This window comes from Caulobacter sp. GW821-FHT10A06, from assembly GCF_059415805.1.
Genome location: NZ_JBWKNY010000004.1, coordinates 51,380 through 67,662, shown reverse-complemented (window position 1 = coordinate 67,662; position 16,283 = coordinate 51,380). Strand labels below are relative to the sequence as shown.

The 16,283-nt window shown below is 68.4% G+C and carries 10 protein-coding genes; 6 read left to right on the top strand and 4 right to left on the bottom strand.

What is annotated here, in order from left to right; genetic code table 11:
• Positions 1-28 precede the first annotated feature (28 nt).
• Positions 29-5,089: an alpha-2-macroglobulin family protein gene (locus AC07NF_RS11710; protein ID WP_494626044.1), complete on the top strand. Its 5,061-nt coding sequence runs from the start codon at positions 29-31 to the stop codon at positions 5,087-5,089.
• The gene (pbpC, locus tag AC07NF_RS11705; protein WP_494626042.1) at positions 5,086-7,134 is read left to right on the top strand and encodes a penicillin-binding protein 1C; all 2,049 of its coding nucleotides are present in this window, start codon (positions 5,086-5,088) and stop codon (positions 7,132-7,134) included. Before AC07NF_RS11710 ends, pbpC begins: the two co-directional genes overlap by 4 nt.
• On the opposite strand, the gene AC07NF_RS11700 is transcribed toward pbpC, so the two are convergent.
• Genes AC07NF_RS11700 through AC07NF_RS11690 form a run of 3 tightly spaced genes read right to left on the bottom strand, consistent with a single transcriptional unit; the run spans position 7,131 to position 9,128 of the window.
• The gene (locus AC07NF_RS11700; RefSeq protein WP_494626040.1) at positions 7,131-7,793 is read right to left on the bottom strand and encodes a carbonic anhydrase; all 663 of its coding nucleotides are present in this window, start codon (positions 7,791-7,793) and stop codon (positions 7,131-7,133) included. The genes pbpC and AC07NF_RS11700 overlap by 4 nt on opposite strands.
• Complete coding sequence (gene maiA / locus AC07NF_RS11695) at positions 7,794-8,426, bottom strand: maleylacetoacetate isomerase (protein WP_492816458.1); 633 nt, start codon at positions 8,424-8,426, stop codon at positions 7,794-7,796.
• 9 nt (positions 8,427-8,435) lie between these two features.
• Positions 8,436-9,128 carry a fumarylacetoacetate hydrolase family protein gene (locus AC07NF_RS11690; RefSeq protein ID WP_494626038.1) on the bottom strand — a complete coding sequence of 231 codons (693 nt, stop codon included), beginning with the start codon at positions 9,126-9,128 and terminating at the stop codon, positions 8,436-8,438.
• A gap of 190 nt (positions 9,129-9,318) precedes the next feature.
• Here AC07NF_RS11690 and AC07NF_RS11685 point away from each other — a divergent pair, with 190 nt between their 5' ends.
• Genes AC07NF_RS11685 through AC07NF_RS11675 form a run of 3 tightly spaced genes read left to right on the top strand, consistent with a single transcriptional unit; the run spans position 9,319 to position 14,230 of the window.
• The gene (locus AC07NF_RS11685) at positions 9,319-10,197 is read left to right on the top strand and encodes an ABC transporter ATP-binding protein (RefSeq protein WP_454718389.1); all 879 of its coding nucleotides are present in this window, start codon (positions 9,319-9,321) and stop codon (positions 10,195-10,197) included.
• Between the two features lie 14 nt (positions 10,198-10,211).
• Entirely contained in the window at positions 10,212-13,808 is a 3,597-nt protein-coding gene (locus AC07NF_RS11680; protein WP_494626035.1) for an ABC transporter permease/M1 family aminopeptidase, read from the top strand.
• Positions 13,805-14,230 (top strand): PaaI family thioesterase, encoded by a 426-nt coding sequence (locus tag AC07NF_RS11675; RefSeq protein ID WP_492816464.1) that lies wholly within the window; start codon positions 13,805-13,807, stop codon positions 14,228-14,230. Before AC07NF_RS11680 ends, AC07NF_RS11675 begins: the two co-directional genes overlap by 4 nt.
• 57 nt (positions 14,231-14,287) lie before the next feature.
• Here AC07NF_RS11675 and AC07NF_RS11670 read toward each other — a convergent pair whose 3' ends face one another.
• Positions 14,288-14,920 (bottom strand): DUF4142 domain-containing protein, encoded by a 633-nt coding sequence (locus tag AC07NF_RS11670; RefSeq protein WP_494626032.1) that lies wholly within the window; start codon positions 14,918-14,920, stop codon positions 14,288-14,290.
• A 124-nt stretch (positions 14,921-15,044) separates the two neighbouring features.
• On the opposite strand from AC07NF_RS11670, the gene AC07NF_RS11665 reads away from it, so the two are divergent.
• Positions 15,045-16,241, top strand: coding sequence for a CaiB/BaiF CoA transferase family protein (locus tag AC07NF_RS11665; protein WP_494626030.1), 1,197 nt, complete (start codon positions 15,045-15,047; stop codon positions 16,239-16,241).
• The last annotated feature ends 42 nt before the right edge of the window (positions 16,242-16,283 follow it).

The following is a 16,283-nucleotide window of genomic DNA, read 5'->3' as shown; positions in this document are numbered from 1 at the left end:
AATCTGCGCAAATCAAGGGAAGACACGGATGTCGACGGACCAGACGCCGCCGGAAGGCGGTCGCGACACCCAGTCCTCCTTGAAGACGCGTTGGGATGGCTTCCGCGCGCAGGTCGCCGAGCGTTGGCCGCAGGCCCTGAAGGGTCCGGTGGCGATCGCCGTGGCCGGGGCGCTGGTCGTCGGGTTTGGCGGCGGTTTCGCGGTCGGCAAGGCCGGAATGTTCTTCGGCGGCGGCAAGCCGGCCGGCGTCCAGTCGGTCAAGGGCGAGGCCTGGTCGCTGTTCGGCAAGCCGCGCGGCGCCAATGCGCCCCGTCGTGGCATCCCCAAGCCCGAAGGTTTCGCGGTCTGGCAGACCCGCGTCGACAGCAGCGGCTCCGATCCCCTGGCCTGTATCCGCATGAGCAAGGACCTGGATCCGTCCAAGTCCTATGCCGACTTCGTGCTGGTCTCGCCCGACATCGGCCGCCAGCCGTCGGTGCGGGTGAAGGGCGACGAGCTGTGCCTGGGCGGCATCGGCTTCACCGATCACCGCATCACCCTGCTGAAGGGCCTGCCGGCCAAGGGCGGCGACACGCTGACGGCCAATGCCGATGTCGACTTCACCTTCGGCGAGAAGCCGCCGTATGTCGGCTTCGCCGGCGACGGCGTGATCCTGCCGCGCGAGGAGTCGGACGGCGTCGCCATCGAGACGATCAACGTCCAGACCCTGGCCGTCGAGGTCTGGCGCGTGCCGGACCGCAACCTGGTCCGCAAGTCGATCAGCGCCCCTGATCCGACCGGCGAGGGCGACTGGGCCGGCGACTATGGCGACGACTCGGTGGGCGATGACGGCCGCCGCGTCTGGAAGGGCACGGTGCCGGTCACCGGCGGCGCGACCGGCCAGAAGGCGACCACCGTCTTCCCGCTGGGCGCGGTGCTGAAGGACATGAAGGCCGGCGCCTTTGTCATCAAGGCGCGCGACGTCTCGGGCGGCCGCGATCCCGACGAGGAGAACGGCGACAACAACCCCGCCCAGGCCCGCCGCTGGATCGTGTTCACCGACATGGCCCTGCTGGGCTACGACGGTTCGGAAAGCCTGGACGTGGTGGTCCGCTCGCTGAAGAGCGCCAAGACCTTGTCGGGCGTGCGCGTGGCCCTGGTCGCCGCCGACGGCGAGTCGCTTGCGGAAGCGAGCAGCGACGCCGACGGCCGCGTGCGGTTCCTGCGTCCGCTGCTGAAGGGCCAAGGCGCTGAGCGCGCCAAGATGGTCATGGCCTATGGCCCGCAAGGCGACCTGGCGCTGCTGGACCTGGACCGCTCGCCGGTCGACCTGTCCAAGCAGGGCGTGGGCGGCCGCACCGAGGGCGGCGTCGATGGGCGCAGCGTGGCGGCCGATATCGACGGCTACCTCTATGCCGACCGCGGCATCTACCGGCCCGGCGAGACGGTCCACCTGACCGCCATGGTCCGCGACCGCATGGCCAAGGCCGTGACCGACCGCAAGGGCGAGATCCTGGTCAAGCGGCCCTCGGGCGTCGAATTCAAGCGCTATCCGTTCAGCCAGGCAAACGCCGGCGCGGTGCTGGCCGACATCGCCCTGCCCCGCTCGGCTCCGCGCGGCCGCTGGACCGCCGAGCTGCATATCGAAGGCATCGAGGACGAGACCGGCAGCCTGTCGTTCTCGGTCGAGGACTTCGCGCCGCAACGCCTGGCGGTCACCGCCACGGGCCAGGAATCCGTCCCGGTCGCGGCCGGCGAGACCCGTAAGGTCGACGTCTCGGCCCGCTTCCTCTACGGCGCGCCCGGCGCTGGCCTGCAGACGCAAGGCGAGGCCCGCCTGCGCGCCGACACCGACCCGTTCCCGGCCTATAAGGGCTTCCAGTGGGGCGACCAGTCCAAGGCTTTCGACGAGAAATATATCGACCTGGGCTCGACCGTCACCGACGGCGAGGGCCGGGCGATCCTGTCGGTCGGGACCACGGACGCGGGCGACACCGCCCAGCCGCTGGTCGCCTCGGTCACCGCCTCGGTGTTCGAGCCGGGCGGCCGTCCGGTCCGCGAGGGCCTGGACCTGAAGGTGCGCGGCAAGTCCGTCTACTACGGCGTCAAGGTCGACCAGGGCGAGGCCGGCAAGGGCGATCCGCCCGTCAGCCTCGACATGATTGCGGTCAACGCCGCCGGCCAGCGCATCGGCGCGACCGCGACCTACACCCTGGTGGCCGAGCGCTGGGACTATGACTGGTTCCAGCAGAACGGCCGCTGGCAGTGGCGGCGCAGCAGCCGCGACGCGATCGTGGCCAAGGCGCAGGTCAATATCGGCGCCGGTTCGCCCGCCAAGTTTACCCGCCGCCTGGGCTGGGGCGACTATCGCCTCGAGATCGAGGGCGCGGATGGCGCCAAGACCGTCACCCGCTTCTCGGCCGGCTGGGGCGCTCCCGCTCGCGAGGGCGAGGCGCCGGATGTCGTCCGTGTCAGCGCTGGCACAAAGTCCTACGCTCAAGGCGACACGGTCGAGGTCACGCTGAAGCCGCCTTATGCGGGTGAGGCCCAGATCGCGGTCGCCACCGATCGTCTGATCGATCTGAAGACCGTCACGGTCGGCGAGAACGGCACGACCGTGCGCCTGAAGACCTCGGCCGCCTGGGGCGGCGGGGCCTATATCATGGTCAGCGTCATCCAGCCGCGTGACCCGGTCGCTTCGCCCAAGCCCCGCCGCGCGCTGGGCCTGGTCTATGTCCCGCTCGACCCCAAGGGCCGCAAGCTGACCGTGGATCTCGGGACCCCGACCAAGATCGACAGCAAGGCGCCGGTCGAGATCCCGGTGAAGGTGACCGGCATGGGCTTTGGCCAGAAGGCCAAGATCACCATCGCGGCGGTGGACGAGGGCATCCTGCGCCTGACCCACCAGGACAGCCCCGACCCGGTGAAGTGGTACTTCGGCAAGCGGGCCCTGACCCTGAACTATCGCGACGACTACGGCCGCCTGCTCGACCCGAACATGGGCGCGCCGGCGAACGTCAACTTCGGCGGCGACGAGGTCGGCGGCGAGGGCCTGACGACCACCCCGATCAAGACCGTGGCCCTGTGGTCAGGTGTCGTGGAGACCGGGTTGGACGGCAAGGCGGTGATCAAGCTGCCGGCCGCCGACTTCAATGGTGAGCTGCGCATCCAGGCAGTGGCCTGGACCGACACCGCCGTCGGCTCGGCCTCCAAGCCCCTGACCGTGCGCCAGCCGGTGGTGGCCGACCTGAACCTGCCGCGCTTCCTGGCGCCGGGCGACCAGGCCTATGCCACGCTGGAGCTGCACAATGTGGAGGGCAAGCCGGGCGCCTATACGGCCGAGGCGTTCTCGACCAACGGCCTGAAGGTCGCCTTCAAGAAGGTGTTCCAGCTGATCCTGGGCCAGCGCATCGCCGAGAAGATCCCCTTCCTGGCGCCGGACGTCACGGGCATCGGCAAGATCGGCTTCAAGGTCGCCGGCCCGGGCTTCGCGACCAGCAAGGACTATCCGATCCAGACCCGCCTGGGCTGGGGCGACGTGGTGCGCACCACCACCGAGATCCAGAAGCCCGGCGAGGCCTACACCCCGCCCTACAGCCTGCTGTCGGGCCTGGCGGCGGGCGACGTGACCATGCAGGTCAGCTACTCGCCGATCCGGGGCTTCGACCCCTCGGCGATCGCGGTGGCGCTGCAGCGTTATCCGTATGGCTGCACCGAGCAACTGGTCTCGACGGCCTATCCGCTGCTGTACGCCCAGACCTTCTCAAACGACCCGAAACTGAAGCGCACCCCGGCCGCCCTGGCCGGCGCAGTGGGCAAGCTGCTGGACCGCCAGACGATGGACGGCGCGTTCGGCCTGTGGCGCGTCGGTGACGGCGAGGCTGATCCGTGGCTGGGGGCCTATGTCGTCGACTTCCTGCTGGAGGCCCGCGCCCAGGGCGTGGCCGTGCCCGACAACGCCATCGACAAGGCCGTCGGGGCCATGCGTCAGGTCAGCCGGCCGGAAGGCTGGGCCTCGGTCGCCTATCGCATGGAGTATCCGGGTTGGTGGGCGTCGAACGAAGACGCCTCCAAGAAGGCCACCGAACGCATGCGCCGCCGCGCCAGCGCCTACGCCCTCTATGTGATGGCCAAGGCCGGCAAGGGGGATCTCGCCCGCCTGCGCTGGTGGCACGACGTGCAGATGAAGGACGAGAGCCAGCCGGTCGCCAAGGCTTACGTGGCCGCCGGCCTAGCCCGCATGGGCGACAACGCCCGCGCCCGCTCGGCCATGCGCCAGGCGGTCTCTTCGCTGGGCTATCGCGACGAGCAGGATTGGTACCAGTCGACCCTGCGCGACACCGCGGTGGTCACCGCCCTGGCGGCCGAGTCCAACATGATGGACATCGCGCGCCAGATGCAGGCGCGCCTCGAGAACGTCAGCAAGGACCCCGACGCCTTGAACACCCAGGAACAGGCGGCGCTGCTGCACGCGGCCAACGCCCTGATCCAGGCCTCGGGCCCGATGTCGATCGACGCCAAGGGGGCCAACGCCCTGCCGCCGGCCGGCGGCGCGCCGCGCTGGGCGGTGGGCAAGCTGGCCGACGCCAAGTTCGTCAACACCGGCAAGGGGACGCTGTGGCGGACGGTCTCCGTGCGCGGCACCCCGACCTCGGCGCCGGGCGCGACGGCGCAAGGCCTGTCGGTGTCCAAGCGCCTGCTGTCGATGGGCGGCGGCGCGATCGATCCGAGCACGATCCGCCAGGGCGACCGGGTGATCGTGCTGGTCTCGGGTTCCAACCAGCAGTCCCGCTCGACGGCCCTGGTGGTCGACGACGCCCTGCCCGCCGGCTTCGAGATCGAGACCACCCTGGGCGCCGACGACGCCCAGAACGGCCCGTTCAAATTCCTCGGGACCCTGACCGCCGCCGACGTCCAGGAAAGCCGCGACGACCGCTTCATCGCCGCACTGGACCTGGAGGGCGGCAAGTCGTTCGCCCTGGCCTATGTGGCGCGGGCGGTGACGCCGGGCAGCTTCTTCCTGCCGGGCGCGGTGGCCAAGGACATGTACCGTCCGGCGGTGGTCGGCCGCTCGGAAGCCTCGCGCGCGACGATCGCGCCGGGGCAGTGAGGCGACCCAGTGTCGGGGCGATCACCAAGGGCCTGGTGATCGCCCTCGCCGTCGAGACCGCGCTGTTCACGCTCAGCGCGGTCTTTCCGCCTGACATGACGCGGGCCAAACACTCCTCGCCGGTCACCCTGGATCGGCGCGGCGCGTGGCTGCGTGCTCTGCCGGTCGAGGACGGGCGCTGGCGGATCCGGGCCGACCTTGAGCGCACCGACCCGACCTTCCAGAAGCGCCTGATCAAGGTCGAGGACGCGCGGTTCTGGTGGCACCTGGGCGTCGATCCGTTGTCGCTGACGCGGGCGATCGGCTCGGCGGTGGCGCACGGGCGGGTGACGTCCGGGGCCTCGACCCTGACCATGCAGACCGCGCGCCTGCTGGAGCCGCGTCCGCGCACCCTGGGCTCCAAGCTGATCGAGATGGTCCGCGCCGTGCAGCTGGAGTCGCGGCTGTCCAAGCGCGAGATCCTGGCCCTGTACCTGACCCTGGCCCCCTATGGCGGCAACCTGGAGGGCGCGCGGGCGGCCAGTCTCAGCTATTTCGGCCATGAGCCGTCCAGCCTGACCGATGGCGAGCAGGCGATGCTGATTGCCCTGCCGCAGTCGCCCGAGGCCCGCCGTCCCGATCGCCGACCCGACGCCGCCAAGCGCGCTCGGACCGTTGTGCTGGAGAAGATGGTCCACGCCGGCGCGCTCAGCCAGGCCGCCGCCTACGAGGCCGAGAACGAGCCCCTGCCACGCCGCACGCCGTTCCCGGCCCTGGCCTGGCACGTCGCCGGCGAGTTGGCCCGCAACGCGCCGCAGAGCCAGGCCAGCGTGGTCTCGACCCTCGACGCCGACCTGCAATCGCGACTGGAGCCGATGGCCGCTGCCGTGGCGGGCGCGCAAGGACCGGACGCCACCGCCGCCATCCTGGTGGTCGAGATCAAGAGCCGCGCCGTCCGCGCCGCCGTCGGCTCGGCGGGCCGCGACCTGGCCGGCGGCTGGGTCGACATGACCCGCGCCCTGCGCTCGCCCGGCTCGGCCTTGAAGCCCTTCATCTACGCCATGGCCATGGATGACGGCCTGGTCGCGGCCGACACCCAGCTGGCCGACAGCGCCACCCGCTTCGCCGACTACCAGCCCGAGAACTTCGACCGCGTCTTCCACGACAAGGTGACGGTGCGCGAGGCCCTGGCCCACTCGCTGAACGTCCCGGCTGTCGCCACCCTGGAGAAGCTGGGTCCCGAGACCTTCGCCGGCCGCATCGAGGCCGCCGGGGCGCACCTGGCGCGTCCGAAAGCGCAGCTGAAGGAAGCCGGCCTGGCCCTGGCCCTGGGCGGCGAAGGCATCACCTGGCGCGACCTGGTCATGCTCTACGCGGCCTTGGGCGATAGCGGCATCGCCAAGCCGCTGGCCTGGACCGAAGACGAGGCCAAGACCCGCGAGCGATCGAGCGGTCACCGCCTGGTGCGGCCCGAGGCGGCGCAGCAGATTCTGGACATCCTGCGCGAGGCTCCCGCCCCGCGCGGCCGCGCGCCGTCGGCCCTGACCCGCGGCGGGCCGTCGATGGCCTTCAAGACCGGCACCTCGTACGGCTTCCGGGATGCGGTGGCGGCCGGGGTGGTCGGGGGTTATGCGATCCTGGTCTGGACCGGCCGGGCCGACGGCGGCGCGCGCGGTGGCCTCACCGGACGCGACGCGGCCTTGCCCCTGCTGTTCGACGTCGCCGACGCCATCGGGACCCAGACCTCGGCCCCCCGCCCGATCGCGCCGAAGTCAGCGCCTCTGGCGTTGCAGAAGCTGCAGGCCGAGCACGCCGGCCCCCGCCTGATCTTCCCGCCCGACGGCGCGTCGGTGCAGGTCGACGCCTTGGGCGCCAAGGCGCGGGGCCTGGTCCTCGCCGCCGAGGGCGAAGGCCTGACCTGGTATGTAGAAGGCCAGCCGCTGGACCCCGATCCGGTCAGCGGCCGCGCCATCTGGAAGCCCAGCGCGCCGGGCTTCTACAAACTGGCGGTGGTCGACGCCCAAGGCCGCCGGGTGACGGCCAAGGTGCGGATCAAGGGCGGTTAGCCGTCTTCCCGCTTCCAGAACGGACGATCCTGCACCACCGTGTCGGCGATGGTCCGCTCATAGTCCTCGCGGCTGGCGATGCCGATGTTGAGGTCGTTCACCAGGCCGTCGGCCAGCGAATAGACCCAGCCGTGCACGGCCAGCTGCTGGCCGCGCGCCCAGGCGTCCTGGACGAAGACGTCGGCGGCGACGTTGCGCACCTGGCGGGCGACGTTCAGCTCGGTCAGGCGGTCGAGCATGTCGCGCTTTTCCGGGATCGCTTCCAGCTCGTGCTTGTGCTCGGCATGGACCTCGCGGATCGGGTGCAGCCAGTGGTCCACGAGGCCCCGGCGCTGGCCGTCGATGGCCGCCGCCACGCCGCCGCAGCCATAGTGGCCGACGACCATCACGTGCTTGACCTTCAGCACGTCGACCGCGAACTGCAGCACGGACAGGTAGTTGGCGTCCTGCGGCGGGGCCAGGTTGGCGACGTTGCGGTGCACGAACAGCTCGCCCGGATCCAGGCCGACGATCTCGTTGGCCGGCACGCGGCTGTCGCTGCAGCCGATCCAGAGATATTCGGGGCTCTGCTGGTTCTCCAGGCGCTTGAAGAACTCCGGATCGATCTGGGTCTTGCTCTTCGACCAGGCGCGGTTGTTGGCTTTCAGGTCTTCAAGCATCTAGCGCTCCGGATGATGGTCTGGATGGGCGGCGGCGATGGCCGGGTGCTTGGCCGCGCGGGCGGCGGCGGCCTGGATCGCCGGGAAGGGGGAAAGGTCGACATTGAAACGGCCGGCGTTGAACACCTGCGGCACCAGGCAGCAGTCCACCAGGCCCGGCGCGTCGCCGAACGCGAAGCCGCCCGAGTGCTGGGCGACCATGGGTTCGAGGGCGTGAAAGCCGTCGCTGATCCAGCGCGCGGTCCAGGCGTTGCGGTCGGTCTCGCCGACGCCCAAGGCCGTCAGCTGGCGCTGGACCCGCAGGTTGTTCAGCGGGTGAATGTCGCAGGCGATGATCTCAGCCATGCTCCGCACGATGGCGCGCTCATAGGCCGTGGCCGGCAGCAGGGCGGGCTCGTGCGAGACCTCGTCCAGCCATTCCAGGATGGCCAGGCTCTGGGTCAGCGGCCGGCCGTCGACCTCGAGCGTCGGCACCAGGGCCTGGGCGTTGAGGGCGCGATAGGCGTCTTCGTGATGGGCGTTGGCCACCAGGTCCACGGGCCGCAGCTCGTAGGGCAGGCCCTTCAGGTTCAGGCCGATGCGCACCCGATAGGGCGCGGCGGCGCGCTTGGCGCTGTGCAGGACGAGCTTCACGGCGCGCTCCTAGACGAGGGTGAACTCAAGGCGGCCGACGCCCTCGACCTCGCCGACGACCTTGTCGCCGCGCGCGATGGCGCCGACGCCCTCGGGGGTGCCGGTGAAGATCAGGTCGCCGGCGGCCAGGGTCCACAGTTCGCTGGCCTTGGCGATGACCTCGCCGACGTTCCAGATCATGTCGCCGACCTCGCCGCGCTGGCGTTCCTGGCCGTTGACCGACAGGGTGACGGCGGCTTCCGGCGTCGGAGCGTCCATCACCCGGATGGCGGTGATCGGGGCGCTTTCGTCGAAGGCCTTGCCGGCTTCCCACGGCTGGCCCTTGGCCTTGGCCGCGCCTTGCAGGTCGCGGCGGGTCAAATCAACGCCGACCGCGTAGCCGAACACGGCTTCCAAGGCTTGCTCGGGCGTCAGGTTCGCGCCGCCGCTTTTCAGCGCCACGACCAGCTCGATCTCGTGATGCAGGTCGCTGGTCGCCGGCGGATAGGCGATTTCGCCTTTCAGCGGCGCGATCGCGTCGGCGGGCTTGCTGAAGAAGAACGGCGGGTCACGCGTATCGGCGCCCATTTCGCGGGCGTGGGCGGCGTAGTTGCGGCCGACGCACAGGATGCGACGCACCGGGAAGACCGAATGAGATTCGCCTCCTTGGCCCTCCACCGGGACCGTCGGAATGGCGTGCGGGGGAAAGGCATAGGTCGTCATGGCGCCTCCTGTAGACCCAAAATCCGTACGCCAAAACCCCCGCCGGGATCGAGGCCGCAAAGTGGTCGCCGTTCAGAAATCCTGCGGTTGAGGTCTTCGCCTAAATGTTCTTTCACTTGCTCCGGTCCGCGCCGTCGCGTCATGTCACGGTCGGGGATATTGGCGGCTTATTGGGGGCTTTAGGACGCGCATGCTCATCATCGAAAATCTGACTCACGTTTATGGCAACGGTACGCGTGCTCTGGACGAGGTCAGCCTGACGATTCCACGCGGCATGTACGGGCTGCTGGGCCCGAACGGCGCGGGCAAGTCGACCCTGATGCGCACCATCGCCACGCTGCAGGCCCCGACCTCGGGCCACATCCGCTTCGGCGACATCGACGTGCTGAAGACGCCCGAGGAACTGCGCAAGACCCTGGGTTATCTGCCCCAGGACTTCGGCGTCTATCCGCGCGTCTCGGCCTACGACATGCTGGACCACATGGCGGTGCTGAAGGGCGTCTCCGGGGCCAAGGAACGCAAGGCCACGGTCGAGCACCTATTGAACCAGGTGAACCTGTGGAACGTGCGCAAGAAGGCCATCGCCGGCTTCTCGGGCGGCATGCGCCAGCGCTTCGGCATCGCCCAGGCCCTGATCGGCGATCCGCGCCTGATCATCGTCGATGAGCCCACGGCGGGCCTCGACCCCGAAGAGCGCAACCGCTTCCTGAACCTGCTGGCCGAGATCGGCGAGAACGTAGTGGTGATTCTCTCGACCCACATCGTCGAGGACGTCAGCGACCTGTGCCCGGCCATGGCCATCATCTGCGACGGCCGTATCGTGCGCGAAGGCGCGCCGGCCGAGCTGGTCGGCCAGCTGAAGGGCCGGATCTGGAAGAAGATCATCGACAAGGCCGAGCTGGAGGCCGCCAAGGCCCGCTACAAGGTCATCTCGACCCGCCTGCTGGCCGGCCGGACGGTCATCCACATCCTGTCGGACGACAATCCCGGCGAGGGCTTCACCCCTGTCGAGGGCGGGCTGGAGGACGTCTATTTCTCCACTCTCTCGACGACGCGGCGGGCGGCCTGACGGGGAGCGGTCTGATGTTTGGCAAGATCGCGGGCTTCGAGCTCCGTTACCAATTGAAGTCGCCCGTCTTCTGGGTGGTGGCGACCATCTTTTTCCTGCTGACCTTCGGGGCGGCGACGATCGACCAGATCCAGATCGGGGGCGGCGGCAACATCCACCGCAACGCGCCGTTCGCGATCGCCCAGACCCACTTGATCCTGTCGATCTTCTACATGTTCGTCACTACGGCCTTCGTGGCCAATGTGGTGGTGCGTGACGACGAGACCGGCTTCGGACCGATCCTGCGGTCCACCCAGGTCAGGAAGTTCGACTATCTGTACGGCCGCTTCACGGGCGCGTTCCTGGCGGCGGCGATCTCGTTCCTGGTCGTGCCGCTGGCCATCTGGATCGGCTCGTTCATGCCGTGGATCGATCCCGAGCGCCTGGGCCCCAACGACCTGCACGCCTATCTGTTCGCCTATTTCGGCCTGGCCCTGCCGTCGATCCTGCTGACCTCAGCGCTGTTCTTCGCCCTGGCCACGGTGACCCGGTCGATGATGTGGACCTATGTCGGCGTCATCGCCTTCATGGTGCTGTGGATCATCGCCAACATCGCGCTGGATCGGCCCGAATACGAGAAGATCGCCGCCAATTTCGAACCGCTCGGCACCGCCGCCTATGGCCTGGTCGCCAAGTACTGGACGGCCAGCGAGCGCAACAGCCTGGTGCCGCCGCTCTCCGGCGTGCTGCTGTTCAATCGCGTCTTCGTGCTGGTGCTGTCGGCCGTGTTCCTGGTCGCCGCCTATGGCCTGTTCCGCTTCCAGTCGGCCGACCTGTCGGGCCAGCGCAAGGTCAAGAAAAGCAAGAAGGCCAAGGCCGAGGATGAGGCCGCGCCACAAGCTTTGACCGGCTCGCTGCCGCAGCCGGTGTTCGACCGCAAGACCGCCTGGGCTCAGCTGGTGATGCGCACCCGCCTGGACATGGGCCAGGTGTTCAAGAGCCCGGCCTATTTCGTGCTGCTGGCCTTAGGGTTGGCCAACGCCATGGGTTCGCTGTGGTTCGCCACCGAGGCCGGCCGTTACGGCGGCGTGGTCTATCCGGTGACCCGCGTGCTGCTGCAGCCGCTGTTGGGTTCGTTCGGCCTGATCCCGATGATCATCGCCATCTACTATTCGGGCGAGCTGGTCTGGCGCGAGCGCGAGAAGAAGACCCACGAGATCATCGACGCCACGCCCGTGCCCGACTGGGCCTTCGTGGCGCCCAAGACCCTGGCCATCAGCCTGGTGCTGGTCTCGACCCTGCTGGTCAGCGTGCTGGCCGCGATCGTCAGCCAGGTGTTCCACGGCTACTTCAACTTCGAGCTCGACAAATACCTGCTGTGGTACGTCCTGCCCCAGACCGTCGACTGGATCCTGCTGGCGGTGTTCGCCGTGTTCCTGCAGGCGATCAGCCCGCACAAGTTCATCGGCTGGGGCCTGATGGTGATCTACATGGTCACCACCATCACGTTCGTGAACCTGGGCTTCGAGCACAAGCTCTACAACTACGGCGCGGTCACCGACACGCCGTTCTCGGACATGAATGGCCTGGGCAAGTTCTGGATCGGCGCCTGGTGGCTGCGCGCCTATTGGAGCGCCTTTGCCCTGATCCTGCTGGTGGCCGCCTATGGCCTGTGGCGGCGCGGGACCGAGACGCGCCTCTTGCCGCGCCTGCGCCGGCTGCCGCTGCGCCTGAAGGGCGGGGCCGGGATCCTGGCCGGCGGCGCTCTGGTCGTGTTCGTGGCCTTGGGCGGCTTCATCTATATGAACACCAATGTCTGGAACGAGTACCGGACCCGCATCGACGGCGAGAAGTGGCAGGCCGACTACGAAAAGACCCTGCTGCCGTTCGAGAACACCCCCCAGCCCAAGATCGTGTCCATGACGCTGGACGTCGACGTGCGGCCGCATACGCCCAGCATCGAGACCAAGGGCTCGTACATCTTCGAGAACCGCACCGGCGCGGCGCTGAAGGAGATCCACGTCCGCTTCGACCGCGACCTCAAGGTCAAGGGTCTGTCGATCGAGGGCGCGCGGCCCAAGAAGACGTTCGAGAAGTTCAACTACCGCATCTTCGCCTTCGACACGCCGATGGCGCCGGGCGAGCGGCGCAAGATGAGCTTCATCACCCAGCGGGGCCAGCTGGGCTTCCCCAACAGCGGCCAGGAGCACCGGGTCGTCGACAACGGCACCTTCGTCAACAACATGGAGATCGCGCCGATCCTGGGCATGTCGCGCGATGGTTTGCTGCAGGACCGCGCCAAGCGCCGCAAGTACGGCCTGCCGCCCGAGCGGCGCATGGCCAAGCTGGGCGATGTCGCCTCCCGCCAGTTCAACGGCCTGCGCAAGGACGCCGACTTCGTCACCTCCGACATCACCGTCTCGACCGAAGCCGACCAGACGCCGATCGCGCCGGGCTACAAGGTCTCGGACACGGTGAAGGGTGACCGCCGCATCGCCCGCTTCGTCACCGAGGCGCCGATCATGCCGTTCGTCTCGATCCAGTCGGCCCGCTACAAGGTGGCCGAGGAGACCTACAAGGGCGTCCAGCTGGCGGTCTATTACGATCCCCAGCACACCTGGAACATCGACCGCATGAAGCAGTCGATGAAGCGCTCGCTGGACTATATGGGGACCAATTTCAGCCCCTATCAGTTCCGCCAGCTGCGCTTCCAGGAGTTCCCCGACTACGAACAGTTCGCCCAGTCGTTCGCCAACACCATTCCGTGGTCGGAGGGGATGTTCTTCATCTCCGACTACCGCGACCCGACCAAGATCGACATGGTCACCTACGTTGGCGCCCACGAAATCGGCCACCAGTGGTGGGCCCACCAGGTGATCGGCGCCGACCAGCAGGGCGGGGCGATGCTGAGCGAGACCTTCGCCCAGTACTCGGCCCTGATGGTCATGAAGCGCACCTATGGCGAGGCGCAGATCCGCCGGTTCCTGAAGTTCGAGCTGGACAGCTATCTGCGCGCGCGCGGCGGCGACGTCCTGGACGAACAGCCGCTCTACAAGGTCGAGACCCAGCCCTATGTCTATTACCGCAAGGGCTCGCTGGTCATGTATCGCCTGCAGGACCAGCTGGGCGAGGAGACGGTCAACCGCGCCCTGCGCAAGCTGATCGCCGACCACGCCTTCAAGGGCGCGCCGTATCCGATCACCACCGACTTCCTGACGATCCTCCGCGCCGAGGCGCCGGCCGACAAGCAGGCGCTGATCACCGACCTGTTCGAGAAGATCACCCTGTACGACCTGAAGACCAAGTCGGCGGTGGTGAAGACGCGCGCCGACGGCAAGTTCGACGTCACGGTCACGATCGATGCCGTCAAGAAATATGCCGACGGCAAGGGCAAGGAGACGCCCGCGTCGCTGAACGAGACCATGGACATCGGCCTGTTCACGGCCAAGCCGGGCGACAAGGGCTTCGACGCCAAGAACGTGGTGGCCTATCAGCGCCGGCCGATCCGGTCGGGCGTCCAGACCTTCACCTTCACGGTGGCCAAGGCTCCGACCTTCGCCGGCATCGATCCTTACAACACGGTGATCGACCGCAACGGCGATGACAACACGGTCAAGGTCGGCGCTCAGTGACGGAGGCGGCGATCCAGATGGACGCCGGAGCGCTGAACGCGTTCCTGCGCCGCGCCTTTCCCGATATCGATCCCGAGCACATCGCCTCGGTGGTCGAGGTTGGGCCGGGGCGAGCTTTGCTGAAGCTGCCGCATTTGAGCCGGCACCTGCGGCCGGGCGGGGTGATCTCGGGACCGACCCTGATGGGCCTGGCCGACACGGCGGCCTATGCCGTGATCCTGGCGCACATCGGCGAGGTGGCCATGGCGGTGACCACCTCGCTAAACATTCATTTCCTGAGGGGCTGCCAGCCCGGCGATCTCTATGCCGAGGCTGCGCTGCTCAAGCTCGGCCGCCGCATCGCGACGGCCGATGTCCTGATGTGGACGGAAGGCCGCGAGCGAGCGGCCGCCAAAGCGACCGTCGCCTACGCCATTCCCTAGTCTTTTCTTCGCATCAGCTAACCCGAAAACCGGTTCCCACTTTTCGGGCCGATGCGCTTAGTGGCCCTCTTTGGCCTTGGCGACGTCCTCGCCGGTGTCGAAGCCCTTCTTCAGGCCCTCGGCCATGTTCAGGTGCTCCTGGACCTTCGGGGCCGTGGCGGCGGCGAAGGCCTTCAGGGCGCCGGTGTCGCCATCCTGGGCGTAGCGCTGCAGCAGGTTCAGGGCCGCCTGGTGGGCGTCGACCTGGCTGTCGGCGTACTTCTTGTCGAAGTCCTTGGCGTCGGCCTTGTTCAGGTCGTCCAGCTTGCCTTGCAGGTCTTCCGGCAGGGCGGTCGGCGGGGTCAGGGCGGCGCCCGATGCGGCGATGGCGGCCTTGAGCTCTTCGGTGGTGGCCATGTGGGCTTTTTCCATCGACGCGGCGAACTTCTTCACCGAGGCGTTGGTCGAGCGCTTGGCGGCGACCTTGGCGGCTTCGATCTCGAACATGTCGCTGGCAGCGGCCTTGGCGACAAAGACGTCGGCCTTGGTCTCGTCCGCCGGGGTCGGCACGGTGGCGGCGGGGTTGGCGTCCGGCGTGGCGGCCTGTTCGGCCGGGGTCGCGGCGCCCTTGGTTTCATCGGCCTTCTGGCCGCAGGCGGCGAGGCTGAGCGCGGCGACGGCGGCGGCGCTGATCAGAATGTGACGGGTCATGGCTCTGTCTTTCCCTACGCGTTTTTCTTAGAGGTTCTTGAAAGCTCGGCGGCGCACTGCGCCGGGTGATCAACAAAACCTCACGGCGCCGTGAACGGTTCCGTTGCAGGCGGGGGAGAATGCGATGACCCAGGGTCCATTGGCCGGACTGCGCGTGATCGAGATGGGTTCGCTGATCGCCGGGCCGTTCTGCGGCCAGGTGCTGGGCGACTTCGGCGCCGAGGTCATCAAGCTGGAGGACCCCAAGGTCGGCGATCCGATGCGTCAGTGGGGGCGCTCCAAGCCCAAGGGCCTGTCGCCCTGGTGGCCGGTGATCGGCCGCAACAAGAAGTCCGTCACCGTCGATCTGCGCACGGACGAAGGTCGCGACATCGCCCGCGCCCTGATCGCCAAGGCCGACGTGGTGGTCGAGAACTTCCGTCCCGGCACCCTGGAAAAGTGGGACATGGGCTATGAGGACCTGGCCAAGACCAATCCGGGCCTGGTCATGGCGCGGGTGTCCGGGTTCGGACAGACGGGCCCCTATTCGAAGCGCGCCGGCTACGCCCTGGTTGGCGAGGCCATGGGCGGTCTGCGCCACATCACCGGCGAGCCCGACCGCAACCCGGCCCGCGCCGGCATCTCGATCGGCGACAGCCTGTCGGGCCTGAACGCCGCCCTGGGCGTGATGATGGCCCTGCACGCCCGCCAGCGCACGGGGCGCGGTCAGGTGGTCGACGCGGCGATCTACGAGAGCGTGCTGACGGTGATGGAGAACCTGATCACCGAATACGACCTGACCGGCTATGTCCGCGAGCGTTCCGGCGCCGTGCTGCCCGGAATCGCGCCGTCGAACGTCTATCCGACCAAGTCCGGCGAACTCGTCCTGATCGGCGCCAACCAGGACACCCTGTTCAAACGCCTGTGCGACCTGATGGGCCGCCCGGATCTGGCCGAGGACGTCCGCTACCGCGACCACGCCGCGCGGGGCGCGAACCAGACCGAACTGGACGCTCGCATCGCCGCTTGGACGCTCGATCAGGACATCGACGACCTGTTGCCCAAGCTGCAGGAAGCCGGCCTGGCGACGGGCCGGATCTATCGCGCGCCCGACATGATCGACGACCCGCAGTTCGTGGCGCGGGAGTCGATCGTGACCGTGGCGCATCCGGTGTTTGGGCAGCTGAAGATGCAGAACGCGTTTCCGAAGCTGACCGAGACGCCCGGCGGCGTGCGGTGGCCGGGACCGACGCTGGGGGAGCATACGGAGGCGGTGCTGACCGAGGTGGCGGGGATGAGCGCGGAGGCGGTCGAGGGGCTGCGGGCGAAGGGCGTGGTCTGAGGTCAGGTTAGATCCTCCCCCTAGCGGGGGAGGTGTCGGGGG